This is a genomic window from Moorena sp. SIO4A1, assembly GCF_010672065.1.
Lineage (GTDB): Bacteria > Cyanobacteriota > Cyanobacteriia > Cyanobacteriales > Coleofasciculaceae > Moorena.
Map to the genome: position 1 here is coordinate 70,484 of NZ_JAAHHX010000029.1, position 13,269 is coordinate 83,752.

At 42.9% G+C, this 13,269-nt stretch carries 15 protein-coding genes; 11 read left to right on the forward strand and 4 right to left on the reverse strand.

What is annotated here, in order from left to right; translation table 11 throughout:
• Window positions 1-180, forward strand: coding sequence for a hypothetical protein (locus F6K53_RS19940; RefSeq protein ID WP_293068086.1), 180 nt, complete (start codon window positions 1-3; stop codon window positions 178-180).
• Between the two features lie 209 nt (window positions 181-389).
• Here F6K53_RS19940 and F6K53_RS19945 read toward each other — a convergent pair whose 3' ends face one another.
• Window positions 390-1,295, reverse strand: coding sequence for an alpha/beta fold hydrolase (locus F6K53_RS19945; RefSeq protein ID WP_293081787.1), 906 nt, complete (start codon window positions 1,293-1,295; stop codon window positions 390-392).
• On the opposite strand from F6K53_RS19945, the gene F6K53_RS19950 reads away from it, so the two are divergent.
• The 8 genes from F6K53_RS19950 (at window position 1,294) to F6K53_RS19985 (ending at window position 8,241) form a co-directional block, all read left to right on the forward strand.
• Complete coding sequence (locus F6K53_RS19950; protein WP_293020823.1) at window positions 1,294-1,515, forward strand: hypothetical protein; 222 nt, start codon at window positions 1,294-1,296, stop codon at window positions 1,513-1,515. The genes F6K53_RS19945 and F6K53_RS19950 overlap by 2 nt on opposite strands.
• Before the next feature lie 108 nt (window positions 1,516-1,623).
• Window positions 1,624-2,172 carry a thioredoxin family protein gene (locus tag F6K53_RS19955; protein ID WP_293075016.1) on the forward strand — a complete coding sequence of 183 codons (549 nt, stop codon included), beginning with the start codon at window positions 1,624-1,626 and terminating at the stop codon, window positions 2,170-2,172.
• Window positions 2,173-2,293: 121 nt separating this feature from the next.
• Window positions 2,294-3,022 carry a UMP kinase gene (gene pyrH / locus F6K53_RS19960; RefSeq protein ID WP_293075022.1) on the forward strand — a complete coding sequence of 243 codons (729 nt, stop codon included), beginning with the start codon at window positions 2,294-2,296 and terminating at the stop codon, window positions 3,020-3,022.
• The gene (gene frr / locus F6K53_RS19965) at window positions 3,009-3,557 is read left to right on the forward strand and encodes a ribosome recycling factor (RefSeq protein WP_293075019.1); all 549 of its coding nucleotides are present in this window, start codon (window positions 3,009-3,011) and stop codon (window positions 3,555-3,557) included. Before pyrH ends, frr begins: the two co-directional genes overlap by 14 nt.
• Window positions 3,558-4,502: 945 nt before the next feature.
• Window positions 4,503-5,435: an SDR family NAD(P)-dependent oxidoreductase gene (locus F6K53_RS19970; RefSeq protein WP_293081790.1), complete on the forward strand. Its 933-nt coding sequence runs from the start codon at window positions 4,503-4,505 to the stop codon at window positions 5,433-5,435.
• 653 nt (window positions 5,436-6,088) lie between these two features.
• Entirely contained in the window at window positions 6,089-6,301 is a 213-nt protein-coding gene (locus tag F6K53_RS19975) for a hypothetical protein (protein WP_293081793.1), read from the forward strand.
• Window positions 6,302-6,348: 47 nt separating this feature from the next.
• Window positions 6,349-7,494, forward strand: a complete 1,146-nt coding sequence (locus F6K53_RS19980; RefSeq protein ID WP_293081795.1) for a glycine amidinotransferase — start codon at window positions 6,349-6,351, stop codon at window positions 7,492-7,494.
• 48 nt (window positions 7,495-7,542) lie between these two features.
• On the forward strand, window positions 7,543-8,241 hold the full coding sequence (locus tag F6K53_RS19985; RefSeq protein ID WP_293081798.1) for a class I SAM-dependent methyltransferase: 699 nt from the start codon (window positions 7,543-7,545) through the stop codon (window positions 8,239-8,241).
• 142 nt (window positions 8,242-8,383) lie between these two features.
• Here the strand turns inward: F6K53_RS19985 and acs are convergent, their stop codons facing one another.
• The gene (gene acs / locus F6K53_RS19990) at window positions 8,384-10,354 is read right to left on the reverse strand and encodes an acetate--CoA ligase (RefSeq protein ID WP_293072830.1); all 1,971 of its coding nucleotides are present in this window, start codon (window positions 10,352-10,354) and stop codon (window positions 8,384-8,386) included.
• Between the two features lie 210 nt (window positions 10,355-10,564).
• On the opposite strand from acs, the gene F6K53_RS19995 reads away from it, so the two are divergent.
• Window positions 10,565-11,101, forward strand: coding sequence for a GrpB family protein (locus tag F6K53_RS19995; protein WP_293072833.1), 537 nt, complete (start codon window positions 10,565-10,567; stop codon window positions 11,099-11,101).
• Window positions 11,102-11,635: 534 nt separating this feature from the next.
• Here F6K53_RS19995 and F6K53_RS20000 read toward each other — a convergent pair.
• Window positions 11,636-12,001, reverse strand: coding sequence for an aspartyl protease (locus F6K53_RS20000; RefSeq protein WP_293020831.1), 366 nt, complete (start codon window positions 11,999-12,001; stop codon window positions 11,636-11,638).
• Window positions 11,998-12,315 (reverse strand): hypothetical protein, encoded by a 318-nt coding sequence (locus F6K53_RS20005; RefSeq protein WP_293020832.1) that lies wholly within the window; start codon window positions 12,313-12,315, stop codon window positions 11,998-12,000. The genes F6K53_RS20000 and F6K53_RS20005 overlap by 4 nt, the downstream gene beginning before the upstream one ends.
• Window positions 12,316-12,687: 372 nt before the next feature.
• On the opposite strand from F6K53_RS20005, the gene dhaM reads away from it, so the two are divergent.
• Window positions 12,688-13,269 (forward strand): dihydroxyacetone kinase phosphoryl donor subunit DhaM (dhaM, locus tag F6K53_RS20010; protein ID WP_293072837.1); only part of this gene is annotated, 582 nt, incomplete at its 3' end.

The window sequence follows — 13,269 nt, forward strand, 5'->3', positions numbered from 1 at the left end:
TTGAAGGTTGTTAAAGGGTTTAAGGTTAACAGGTTGAAGGTTGAAAGGCCACGCTACGCGAACAACTTTCAACCTTGGCCAAAAGGCCACGCTACGCGAACAACCTTGGCCAAAAGGCCACGCTACGCGAACAACCTTGGCCAAAAGGCCACGCTACGCGAACAACCTTCAACCCACTAACCTTCAACCTTGGCCAAAAGGCCACGCTACGCGAACAACCTTAAACTTTCAACCTTCAACCCACTAACCTTCAACCTTCAACCCACTAACCTTCAACCTTCAACCCACTAACCTTCAACCTTCAACCCACTAACCTTCAACCCACTAACCTTCAACCTTCAACTGTGTAACCTTCAACCTTCAACTGTGTAACCTTCAACTGGGTAACTTTAAACCGGATTTCCCCCAATCCAATTGAGCAAAATCGGGTTGACTATCTCTGGTGCTTCATCTTGGGGACAATGGCCCAAACCTTCTAAAGGAATAAACTTTTCTACAGTGGGGAATTTCGCTAATTCTCGTCCTAAGTCAATGGGTTCCCAAGGGTCTTCGGTGCCCCATAGTATGATGGCAGGACAAGGCAAAATTGGGATCAGGTCTTCTGGTAGTGGTCCTTGAGAATAGCTAGTAAAGGCAATAAACACATCAGCTGCACCGGGATCAGCTGCTGGTGCCATGATTAGATCAACCAGTTCATCAGTGACAGCTTCTGGACGGCAGTAGGCTTGCAACAGAATATTACGCACTACTTTAGGCTTAGCCAGCTGACTAAAAAAATACTGGCCAACCCACTTAATCCTTAAAAATCGTTGAAGTACTGGTGCGCCAAGACGCTGATACCAAGGGAGTTCAGCCCGTTTACGCTCATGGAGTAGTCGTAGAGAAAAGTTGAGCAGGGCGACTCCTTTGGCTAGCTCTGGATTATCTACAGCGGTTTGCATTAGGGCAATACAGCCGATAGAGTTTCCGACTAAAAATGCCGGACCACCAACCACCTCCCGACAGAAATCCGCAATTTGTTGCCCCCAGGTTTCAAAGGTATAGTCTATCTCTATACCAGGAGTCGGTTTAGCTGAAGCCCCAAAGCCAATCAAATCAATGGCATAACATCGGCAGTTTTCCCCCAACACTGGCAAGGTCTTGCGCCAATGTCCGGAAGATGCCCCAAAGCCATGCACCATCACCACAGCTGGTCCAGAATTACCGTAAGCTTTATACCCAATCGAAAAGCCCTGCCACATCCAGGTTTTTGTTTCAATCTGATCCCTGATTGGGGCTGTGAAAGAGGAGGACATGCTCAAAAAATCCCAAGTTATGCCATATTTACCTTTACATTGTGTAACAAACTCGGCTAACTCTGGTAAATCGTCAGCTGCAGGAGTGGTGATTTTACGGATTGCCTATTCAGCCACGACAACCTATGGTAGAGGTTGCCAAAATGCTCCAGAAGCTCTTTTAGATTCTGAGCAGGTCAATAGGCTCGATGTAGAATTGGGTCGGGAAATTTACCCTTGATGCTAAATTCGTCTATGAGCTAATTGGCGATCGCATCATCTCCCCTTCAGCAAAGCTTCCATGCTAAAGGGGGTTGACCCATGACCCATCACCCATGACCCATCACCCATGACTATAGAAAACATCATCATCACCATTGGCAGTTATGCTCCGGATTTTGAATTGCCGGGAACTGATGAGCAGGTTCACCATCTCTGCCGTTACTTAGAACGTTTCTCAGGAGTGGGAGTTATTTTCTTAGGCAACAACTGCCCCTATGTCAATTGCTACATCCCAAGACTCAAACACATTCAAGACCAGTTTGAACATCAAGGTTTTACCCTAGTGGGCATTAATGCCAATGATGTTTATCAGTACCCCGCAGAGAGTTTTGAGGAGATGAAGCAGTTCTGCCAAGATCAGCAATTGAATTTTCCTTACCTTTGGGATCCAACTCAAGATGTAGCTCACAGCTTTGGTGCCCAGAAAACCACTGAGGCATTTTTGATTGACAATAAGGGAATTGTATGCTATAATCGTTCGATTGATGATAATCCAGAAGATGGTGACGCAGTACAAGCCCATTACTTACACAGTGCGATCGCGTCTCTTTTAGCAGGGCAAGACATTTCACCACAATCAACTAAGGTAACTGGTAGTCCTATTCAGTGGCGATAATCTTTAAGCTGGGATTAAAAATGAGCGATCAGCGATCAGCGATCAGCTATGACCCATGACGAATGGCAAATTTGACTGTTATCTTGATGTGGATAACAATTTCATAACAAAGAGTCGTGGCATGGGGATAAAATACCAAAGGGTTTTACTAAAATTGAGCGGTGAAGCCTTGATGGGCAATTTGGGCTACGGCATCTCACCGGAAGTGGTTCAGGAAATAGCAGCTGAAGTCGCTGCCGTTTTGAATGAAGGTGTTCAAATGGCAATCGTTGTCGGTGGTGGCAATATCTTTCGCGGACTCAAAGCTGCAGCGGGGGGGATGGATCGGGCAACTGCTGATTATATCGGTATGATTGCGACAGTGATGAATGCCTTGACTTTGCAAGATGCTCTAGAACGAAACGATATCCCGACACGGGTGCAAACTGCAATCGAAATGCAGGAAGTGGCAGAACCCTATATCAGGCGTCGTGCCATTCGCCACCTGGAAAAGGGACGAGTGGTCATTTTTGGGGCAGGTAGTGGTAATCCCTTTTTTACCACTGACACCACCGCTGCTTTACGAGCGGCAGAAATCGATGCTGAGGTAATATTTAAGGCAACTAAAGTTGATGGTATTTATGATTGTGATCCTAACCTGAATCCTAATGCCCGACGGTATCAGAGCCTGACTTACAGCCATGTCCTAAGTCAGGATTTGCGGGTGATGGATAGTACTGCGATCGCATTATGTAAAGAGAATAACCTCCCAATTATGGTATTTGATCTAAGGGTGCGGGGTAATATTCACCGCGCTGTTATGGGAGAAACTGTTGGAACAATAGTGGGAGGTTCCTGTGCAATTAGCTGATGTCGAAACCAGTATGCAGAAAGCTGTTGAGGCCACTCAACGGGCGTTCAATACCATTAGGACTGGTCGCGCCAGTACTAGTCTATTGGATCGGGTGATGGTTGAGTACTATGGTACCCCAACCCCCCTGAAATCTTTGGCTAATATCAACACGCCAGACGCTAGTACAATCACCATCCAACCTTACGACAAAAGTATGCTGAACCAGATCGAGAAAGCAATTACTCTTTCGGATCTGGATTTGCCTCCGAACAACAATGGTGAAGTAGTGCGGTTAAATATTCCTCCACTGACTAGCGAGCGCCGTAAAGAATTTGTCAAAATGGCAAGTAAGTTTGCGGAGGAAGGTCGAGTATCGATTCGCAATATCCGTCGTGATGCCGTTGACTCTGTCCGAAAAGAGGAAAAAAATAAGGAAATCTCTGAGGATGAGTCACGGGATTTGCAGGACGAGATTCAGAAGTTGACGAATAAATACACAAAAAAAGTTGATGAAGTGTTCGCGGCTAAAGAAAAAGACATCATGACTGTGTAATGCTACTGTGTAATGCTACTGTGTCATGCTACTGTGTAATGCTATTCTCGGTGGGGGGTGAGTTCATTTTGGCAACTCTTCCCTCTATCGGCATTCACAGTTGTGTGTAATTGTTGTACTTGTGTACTTACTAGTTATTTGATACTGATTGGAAAATGACCCGCTCATGCCACGACTAGCCAGGTCTAGGATGAGCGGATATTTTTAATCTACTTGAACCAAATGACCCGCTCATGCCACGACTAGCCAAGTCTAGGATGAGCGGAATTTTTCAATATACCTGAACACTTTGTTAATTTTCTCATATTTTTTATTGTTGAACAAAAAAACAAAATTTAGGAAGTAAACGACTCAATCCTAGATTTGGTAAGGGGTTCAAACAATATTGACTAAATGCTTCATCCTAATTGATGTATGAATTTTTCGTATATAAATGTAAAAAACAATAGGTTTATGTTAATATATGTTGCAGTTGAGAGTTGGTGTTGTTAGTGTAGGCTTATGGCTTAGTTACTGGTAAATACTCATTTCAAGGAGGGTACCAACCATGCTCTACATCAACACCGATTCTGGCTACGGATTGATTAAGTGATGCCAAAATGATTTGAAGGATATTTCTGCCACTGATTCCTACCAAGTTTCCGCAACAAACCGGGGAGAAATATCTTAACCAGTTATCCACCAGATTGAATGGCAAATTGCCGCTGCTTTGACTCCCTTAGCCAATAGTCCGATAGCTAGGGTCGGGGATAAGGCTGTTGCCATCAATTATTTGTAGGTAGTCTTTACCAATTTTGAACTGCCTACGGATAACCCTTGCGTGGGAGCAAGATTTCACTGTCAATAGCTTCAGTGTCACTAACTTCACTGCGACTAATTTGAGTCTGAGTGGGTTTAGCGACGCATCCGATGCTTGTTTGTTTTCAACTATAGGTATTATAGCACATGAAGATTCAGGGAAAAACGGCTCTGGTTACCGGAGCCTCTCGTGGTATTGGCAGAGCGATCGCTCTGGAATTAGCCCAACAAGGAATAAGACGCTTACTGTTGGTGGCGCGAAATCGCCAACGTTTAATAGAAGTGGCGGCTGAGATTGAACGACAAGGGGTACTAGTTGTGACGCTTGTCTTAGATCTAACCCAAATAGTAGGAGTCAATATTGCGATCGCACGAGCTTGGCGAAGTTACGGACCAATTGATTTGTTAGTTAACTGTGCTGGCGTTGCTCATCAAGCTCCTTTTCTAGAATCCAAACTGCAAAACTTACAGGAAGAAATCGCCACGAATTTAATGGGTATGTACACAATGACTCGTCTAATTGGGCGACGCATGGCAGCACGACGTGAAGGCACTATTGTCAATGTTTCTAGTTTGATGGGTAAGGTGGCAGCACCGACGATGGCAAGCTATTCCGCTACCAAATTTGGAATTGTTGGTTTTACCCAAGCGTTACGGGGAGAGTTAGCGCCACAAAATATCCGGGTAATGGCTTTACTGCCATCGTTAACAGATACTGATATGGCGCGAGGATTACAGTTGTTTCGCTGGGTGTTGCCGATGACTCCTCAACAAGTCGCTAAGGTGCTAGTCGCCAAACTGGAGAAGAACTCATCGGAAATTTTAGTGGGATGGCAAAGTCATTTAGCTATATGGTGTCAGCGTTTCTTTCCTTCGCTATTGGAGAAAGTGTTACGGATTGTAGCTCCTTTATCTTTATCTAGAAGTAAAAGTTTTGGAGAAATAGCAAACAGGCAACAGGCAACAAGCAACAGGAAAGGATTTTGGAGAATAGTTTTAGATTTTGGCTTCTTTAGATCTAATATACAAACGTTTGATAAAGGGTTTGATCAAGCTTTAAAAGACAAATTTCCTGATTAATCTTTCCGATTTGAACAGGACTTAGACAGCCTACATATAGATTGGCTGCCTAAGTCTTGTGTAAGCTGATAGCTGACGGCACCTCAAGTAGCACCTCAAGTAGCGCATATGCTTACTGTTATTTATGTTGGGTTAGAGTGCTGCGATTTGAGTTTATATAAACCGAAATTTTGTCAAGTCTTTGTATAAAAAATTTATCTAACCACAATAAAATATGTGAACAAGTTTTTGCGATTGTTATAGCGGAGTTGACAGTCAAGCAACTGTCAATTATCAACAAAAATACTAGTGATATCGGATCAAGTTTACTACTTATGGTATTGGTTAACTATATATAATTATAATAGAATTATAATTATATATAGATGTAGATTTAAGAATTTGTAAATAAATGTAACTTTAATAAAAAAGTGCAAATTTGTAATGATATGATTTAACCTGTCTTTCTTTTGAAAGACAGTTGTTGTCAATGATGAATGATAAAAATTGGATTCTGTATTTGTAGGATACTCTACTTATACTCAATTTGATTTTTTCCGTGAAGGGAAACTCTGTCAGCTGTTATGCATTTAAACGGTGATAACAGCATCAGCTGTGTTTTTAAGGGGTGCATCTCCTAAAATCTGTTTGACCTGCTGGGTGGAACGGGCAAGATGCCCATTCCACAGATTGGAACAGGCAAGATGCCAGTTCCACAGATTGAAACTGGCAAGATGCCCATTCCACAGATTGGAACCAGCAAGATGCCCATTTCACAGATTGGAACGGGCAAGATGCCTATTCCACAGATTGGAACGGGCATCTTGCCCATTCGGAACGGGCAAGATGCCCATTCTACAAAACTATTAAAATTATCCCGCATTTAGGCAACGCCCAAAATTTAGCTAGTACGTTATAGATAAGGAGATCAGAAATGTCCGAAAAAATTGTTAATTCCTGGAATGAATGGGATGAATTGGAAGAAATGGTGGTAGGAATTGCAGACTACGCTAGCTTTGAACCAAAAGAACCAGGGAATCATCCGAAATTAAGAGATCAGAATTTAGCGGAAATCATTCCTTTCCCCAGTGGACCTAAAGACCCTAAAGTCCTTGAAAAAGCTAATGAGGAATTAAATGGACTGGCTTATTTATTAAAAGACCACAATGTGATAGTAATAAGACCAGAAAAAATTGATTTAACTAAATCTATAAAAACCCCTTACTTTGAAGTGGCAAATCAATACTGTGCAGTCTGTCCTCGGGATGTCATGATTACCTTTGGTAATGAAATCCTGGAAGCGACTATGTCGAAGAGAGCAAGATTTTTTGAATACTTACCTTACCGGAAATTAGTCTATGAATATTGGAATAAAGACGACCATATGATTTGGAATGCTGCGCCTAAACCGACTATGCAGGATAGTATGTATCTAGAGAATTTCTGGGAGCTGTCTTTAGAAGAAAGATTTAAGCGTATGCATGATTTTGAGTTTTGTATTACACAAGATGAAGTTATTTTTGATGCGGCTGACTGTAGCCGATTAGGAAAGGATATATTAGTTCAGGAATCGATGACAACAAATAGAACAGGAATTCGGTGGTTAAAAAAGCACCTAGAACCAAGAGGATTTCGGGTTCACCCTGTTCATTTTCCCCTTGATTTTTTCCCCTCACACATTGACTGTACGTTTGTTCCTTTGCGACCAGGTCTTATTTTGACAAACCCTGAAAGACCTATACGGGAAGAGGAGGAGAAGATATTTAAAGACAATGGCTGGGAGTTTATCACAGTTCCTCAACCCACTTGCTCGAATGATGAAATGCCAATGTTTTGCCAGTCCAGTAAGTGGTTGTCAATGAATGTTCTGAGTATATCACCGACAAAGGTTATCTGTGAGGAAAGAGAAAAACCTCTCCAAGAATTGTTGGATAAGCATGGATTTGAGGTTTTTCCTTTACCCTTTAGACATGTCTTTGAATTTGGGGGGTCTTTTCATTGTGCAACTTGGGACATTCGCCGAAAAGGTGAGTGTGAAGATTATTTTACAAATTTAAACTATCAACCGCTTTGTGGTTAGAAACTAACAATAGTAATTACCAGTTAAGAGTGTCAAGACGTCAAGACTATGAATTTTGAAAGCGGTTATCAAGGGTTAAAAACAAGCGCGGATCCCCAACGATGGTCTGCTCAAAAAGAAGTCCTAACCGATGAAAAATTGGTGATCGAAGGACATCCGGTTATGGAACGTTGGGAAACCCCTTATATGGGGGCTTTTGCGGCGTTAGTCACTCGCCATGGTGGTCGGATCTTAGAATGTGGCTTTGGCTTGGGAATATCGGCTCATGCTATTCAGTCTTATGCTCCAGAAGAACATGTGATTATAGAAGCCAATGACGATGTTTTTAAACGATTGATTGATTTCCAAAACAGTGCAGTTAATAAAGTAACCCCTATCTTGGGCTTAGCATGTGATGTATTAGAATCATTTAGTGATCAATCATTTGATGGTATTTTCTATGATACTTATCCTTTGAATGCAGATGAACAACACACCCACCAATTTCCATTTATCAAAAAGGTTTATCCCCTGCTTAAGAAGGGTGGAATTTTAAGCTATTGTAATTTGACGTCAACAGGAGTTCTCAAGAATAGATACGATTCCTGGGAAGCTCTTTTCAATGAAACTCAAGTTCCTTATCTTCTTGAAGCAGGTGTTCCAGAAAAGGATATTAAAGGTATCATCATCTTCAAAGTTTATCCACCTACTGAATGCTTATACTTTCAACACAAGACAGCCATGATTCCGATTATTGTAAAAGAGTAAGTGTAAGCATTCAGCAGTCAGCCGTCAGCCGTCAGCTAATTTGATTCAAAAGCACCTCAAGTAGCGTGGCACAGGCTTCTAGCCTGTGAGGTAACCCATAAGCTGATGGCTGATAGCTGACTATTTACGTGAAGCCTGGTTTTCAAGCCTCTTCCCGTAACTTATCCAAAACACTGCGGTCTTCTAAAGTGGACGTATCTCCAGCAACCTCTTGACCTGCAGCTAGCGATCGCAATAGCCGTCGCATAATTTTTCCGGAACGAGTCTTGGGCAAAGCATCAGTAAAGCGAATGTCACCAGGACGTGCGATCGCACCAATTTCTTTGACCACGTGCTGCTTTAGTTCTTGCTTGAGTTCGTCACTAGCGCTATAACTGCCTTCTAAGGTCACAAAGGCAAAGACATCTTCCCCTTTTACCTCATCAGGTTTACCGACTACAGCGGCTTCAGCTACAGAAGGATGAGAAACCAGTGCTGACTCTACTTCCATGGTTCCTAAGCGGTGACCAGAGATATTCAACACATCATCGACACGACCCATAACCCAGAAATAGCCATTGGGGTCTTTTCTGGCACCATCTCCAGCAAAATAGAAGTATTGCCCATCTTTTGGTTGAATGTGTTCCCAATAGGTGCGGCGGAAACGGTCATCATCCCCATAGACAGTACGGATCATACTTGGCCAAGGATGTTTGATAACTAAATAACCACCGTCATTATCCCCAACTGAATTGCCGTCTAAATCTACAATATCAGCAATAATGCCTGGGAAGGGGAAGGTAGCGGAACCGGGTTTAGTGGGAGTAGCACCAGGTAAGGGGGTGAGCATGAAGCCACCGGTTTCCGTTTGCCACCACGTATCGACAATGGGACAACGTTCTCCCCCAATCACCCGATGGTACCACATCCAGGCTTCTGGGTTAATCGGTTCACCAACAGTTCCTAGGATACGTAGGGACGATAAATCACGGGCGTTGGGATGCTGGTCTCCCATCTTAATAAAGGCACGAATAGCAGTGGGAGCAGTGTAGAAGATAGTGACTCCATATTTTTCTACTACATCCCACAAGCAACCGGGATTGGAAGGACGGGGAGCCCCTTCGTACATGAGGCTAGTAGCACCATTGGACAATGGACCATAGACAATGTAACTGTGTCCGGTAATCCAGCCGACATCAGCAGTACACCAGTAGACATCGGTCTCTTTGAGGTCAAAGGTCCACTTGGTAGTCATGTGGGTGTAGAGGTTATAGCCACCAGTAGTGTGAACAACCCCTTTCGGTTTACCTGTGGTACCGCTAGTGTAGAGAATGAAGAGCATATCTTCACTATCCATGGGTTCCGCTGGACAATCCGCAGATGCTCCCGGTTGCAAGTCATGCCACCAGTGGTCTCGTTCTGGTTCCATGTCAATCCCTTGCTTGGTGCGTTCTACCACTAGGACGTTTTCTACTGTAGGTGCGCCATTATTCTCTAAGGCTTTATCAACTTGGATCTTGAGAGGAACAATCTTGTCTTTGCGCCAGCCCCCATCAGCAGTAATTACTAATTTAGCTTGAGCATCTACCAGTCGGTCTTTGAGGGCTTCAGCACTAAAGCCACCAAAAACAACCGTGTGGGGAGCACCAATTCTAGCACAGGCCAGCATGGCAATAGCAGCTTCGGGAATCATGGGCATATAAATGCCAACGCGATCGCCTTTTTTCACTCCCAGTTGTTTGATCACATTTGCCATCTGGCAAACTTCCCGGTGTAACTGGGCATAGGTTAGGGTGCGGGAGTCTCCCGGTTCCCCTTCCCAAATCAGGGCAGCTTTATTCCGACGCCAGGTAGTGAGGTGTCTGTCAAGACAGTTGTAAGAAATATTAATCTTTCCACCAACAAACCATTTGGCAAAGGGAGGTTGCCAATCTAATACGGTATCCCACTTTTGAAACCAGTCTAGTTCTTGGTCTGCAAGCTGGGCCCAAAACCCTTCGGGGTCAGCTTTGGCTTGTTCATAAAGTTGCTGATACTCCGCCATGCTCTTAATCTGGGCATTCTCGCAAAAGTCAGCCGGTGGCGGGAACAGCCGTTCTTCTTGAAGGATTGATTCTATAGTCGGTTGTGACATCGTTATGGAAAATTACTGATATCTAATTAGGTAGTCTAGACCTAGCCAAGGCTCAGTCTATTAAAACCATACTGAACAGGTCACCCAGTTGGGCAAATCGTTGGATTTCTTTAATTTCTGGTTTGTTACTACTCCTCCCTACTCCCTGCTCCCTGCTCCCTAAAACCCACTCCTAGTAAGTACCTCACCCAATTTAAAACTGCTGTAGTTATGTCAATCAAAGTAGAAGTTGTTCCCCATGACCCGAAGTGGCGAGAGGAATTTGAGCATGAATCAAAGCAGATTGCCCTTGCCGTCGGCGACAACTTAGTTGCTGTACACCATATTGGGAGTACATCTATTCCAGAACTAGACGCTAAACCGATTATTGATATTTTGCTTGAAGTCAAAGACATTACCAAAGTAGATGAAAATAGTTCAGGGATGGACACAATAGGCTATGAAGGAATGGGTGAATACGGCATACCAGGTCGTCGTTATTTCCGCAAACATAATCAAATAGGAATCAGAACACATCATGTTCATATGTTTGAGCTTAATTCGCTACAGGTAGAGCGTCACTTAGCCTTTCGAGATTATATGATTGCCCATCCTAAGGATGCCCATAAATACGGTGAACTTAAGCGAAAACTTGCTAATAAATATCCATACAATATTGAAGCCTATATGGATGGAAAAGATGGGTTCATCAAAGAGATGGATCGAAAAGCAGCAGAGTGGCGCAGAGAATTAAGAATTAAGAATTAAGAATTGAGAATTAAGAATTGAGAATTAAGAATTAAGAATTAAGAATTAAGAATTGGGAATTTATAATTCTGGCTTCTGGCTTCTGGCTTCTGGCTTCTGCCTTCTGCCTTCACCATTCTGCCTTCACCATTTTTAATTCTACATTCTTCATTCTACATTATAAATTCTTCATTCTACATTATAAATTCTTCATTCTACATTATAAATTCTTCATTCTACATTATAAATTCTTCATTATAAATTCTACATTATAAATTCTTCATTATAAATTCTTCATTATAAATTCTTCATTATAAATTCTACATTCTGACCTCCTTCGATAACAATCGCTCCAATAACGGTTTAGGAATTGTCTCAAAATCCTCCAACAAGAAATCCATAATCGCCAGATGGCGCAAGTGACCAGGAGTCGGAGGGTAACAGCGACGACTGGTGTTAAACCAGTGCGATCGCCTATCTTGTCGGGTGCGTTAACCAAGTGCGATCGCTTATCTTGTCAGGTGTGTTCGCGTAGCGTGGCCATAGGCCAATCGCTTATCCTAGGGTTAACACTCCCATGGGAAAATCCACAACCAAACGCTTTGTTCGTAACCACAAAACACCTAAAAGACTATTTACCAGTTCATCTCCTCCTAACACTTCAACCGTAAACTCCTCTTCCTCAATAACCACCTTTCCCTCATATAAATTAAACCGTGCTTCTCCCTGGGCTGTTTGCATATCCTGTGGTTCATTATTACGCACCCACCCTAAACTCTCAGCATCTTGATTATCAATAGCTAACCAACCTGTAAACCCTGTATCTAACAGTGCCATAACGGGAAAAACCTCCCCATCAGCAGACATCAAGCCAATTTCAAAAAATAACTCCCCTCGACTATTAAATTCACCTTGGATCATATTCTGCCACAAGTTCCCGTTTCATTAATTTGCATAATAATACACTTTTTACCTGGATGTTTAGAACGGGATTTGGAAAGTGCTACCTTTTTATCTTCATCGATAAAATACTCCCCACTATCAGGTTCAATAATAATAAACCAATCATAATGCTCTTGAATCAATTCTGGTTGTACTCGCTCAAAGACCTCTCGACAACGCTTATAAAACACTGCATCTTCTGCTTTAATTCTGGCTTTTTCTTCAGGAGACAGTCGTTTCTCCGGAAAAACCCGTCCTCGCCTTACAGTGTGATGGGAAGATGATGGTGTCATTTTAGTTATACAAAACGCTGTAGATAGGTTTATAATAACAAGAATATCCCCCCTCAGGTTATTTATCCCTTTCTTGCTAAGAAAGGGATAAGGGGTGACTTGTTCAAAATCTTATATAAGGCCCCATAAACTAGCCAATTATTCGAGCATAGATGATCAGCTTTCTGAATAGCTTCAGCCGCTCCCTGATTTTCACCCCTGTCAAACAAACACCGGGCATAATAACACCAGCCATTAGGATTATTTGCGTACTCCTCAGTTACTTTCCATCATTCTATTAATCAGCAATGCCTTCCCTTTTGCCTCTTGCCTCTTGCCTCTTGCCTTTGGGAGTATGTTCACAACTCAAATACAAAGGTGTTTATATACCTTATGATTGGAATTGTGATTATCTCCCACAGTGCTAAGCTAGCAGCTGGGGTCAAGGAATTAGCTGAACAGATGGTTCAGACCTCCGTACCAATTGCGATCGCAGCTGGTATGGATGACCCAGAAAATCCCTTTGGTACCGATGTGCTGCAAGTCCAAGCCGCCATTGAGTCGGTTTACTCCGATGCTGGGGTAGTGGTATTAATGGATCTAGGCAGTGCAGTGCTCAGTGCGGAAATGGCACTGGAGTTTCTGGATGAAGAGCAGAAACCCAAGGTAAGATTGTGCGAAGCGCCATTAGTGGAAGGTGCGATCGCAGCGGTTGTCCAAGCTGCGGCTGGTGCTGATATCGACCAAGTTATTGCTGAAGCTAGATCAGCCTTAACTGCTAAAGCCTCTCAGTTATCAGTTGTTGATAGTACACAACTTACCCATTGCCCCCTAAATCCCCCAAACTTGATACGGCTGGCGAAATTAATATTTGTTTACAAAAGGATGAGCAGATGTGGAAAAGATCCTTTGTTCGTAGTTGGTTTGGGAGTTACAGTTGAAACAATTGTATCAGTTATCAAACTGAGGAGTTGC

Excerpts from the sequence above, each read along its gene's own strand:
- F6K53_RS19950 (WP_293020823.1), top strand. The coding sequence starts at position 1,294 with ATGCTCAAAAAATCCCAAGTTATGCCATATTTACCTTTACATTGTGTA.
- F6K53_RS19945 (WP_293081787.1), bottom strand. The coding sequence starts at position 1,295 with ATGTCCTCCTCTTTCACAGCCCCAATCAGGGATCAGATTGAAACAAAA.
- F6K53_RS20000 (WP_293020831.1), bottom strand. The coding sequence starts at position 12,001 with ATGATCCAAGGTGAATTTAATAGTCGAGGGGAGTTATTTTTTGAAATT.
- F6K53_RS20005 (WP_293020832.1), bottom strand. The coding sequence starts at position 12,315 with ATGACACCATCATCTTCCCATCACACTGTAAGGCGAGGACGGGTTTTT.
- pyrH (WP_293075022.1), top strand. The coding sequence starts at position 2,294 with ATGGGGATAAAATACCAAAGGGTTTTACTAAAATTGAGCGGTGAAGCC.
- F6K53_RS19970 (WP_293081790.1), top strand. The coding sequence starts at position 4,503 with ATGAAGATTCAGGGAAAAACGGCTCTGGTTACCGGAGCCTCTCGTGGT.
- F6K53_RS19955 (WP_293075016.1), top strand. The coding sequence starts at position 1,624 with ATGACTATAGAAAACATCATCATCACCATTGGCAGTTATGCTCCGGAT.
- F6K53_RS19985 (WP_293081798.1), top strand. The coding sequence starts at position 7,543 with ATGAATTTTGAAAGCGGTTATCAAGGGTTAAAAACAAGCGCGGATCCC.
- F6K53_RS19975 (WP_293081793.1), top strand. The coding sequence starts at position 6,089 with ATGCCCATTCCACAGATTGGAACAGGCAAGATGCCAGTTCCACAGATT.
- F6K53_RS19995 (WP_293072833.1), top strand. The coding sequence starts at position 10,565 with ATGTCAATCAAAGTAGAAGTTGTTCCCCATGACCCGAAGTGGCGAGAG.
- F6K53_RS19980 (WP_293081795.1), top strand. The coding sequence starts at position 6,349 with ATGTCCGAAAAAATTGTTAATTCCTGGAATGAATGGGATGAATTGGAA.
- acs (WP_293072830.1), bottom strand. The coding sequence starts at position 10,354 with ATGTCACAACCGACTATAGAATCAATCCTTCAAGAAGAACGGCTGTTC.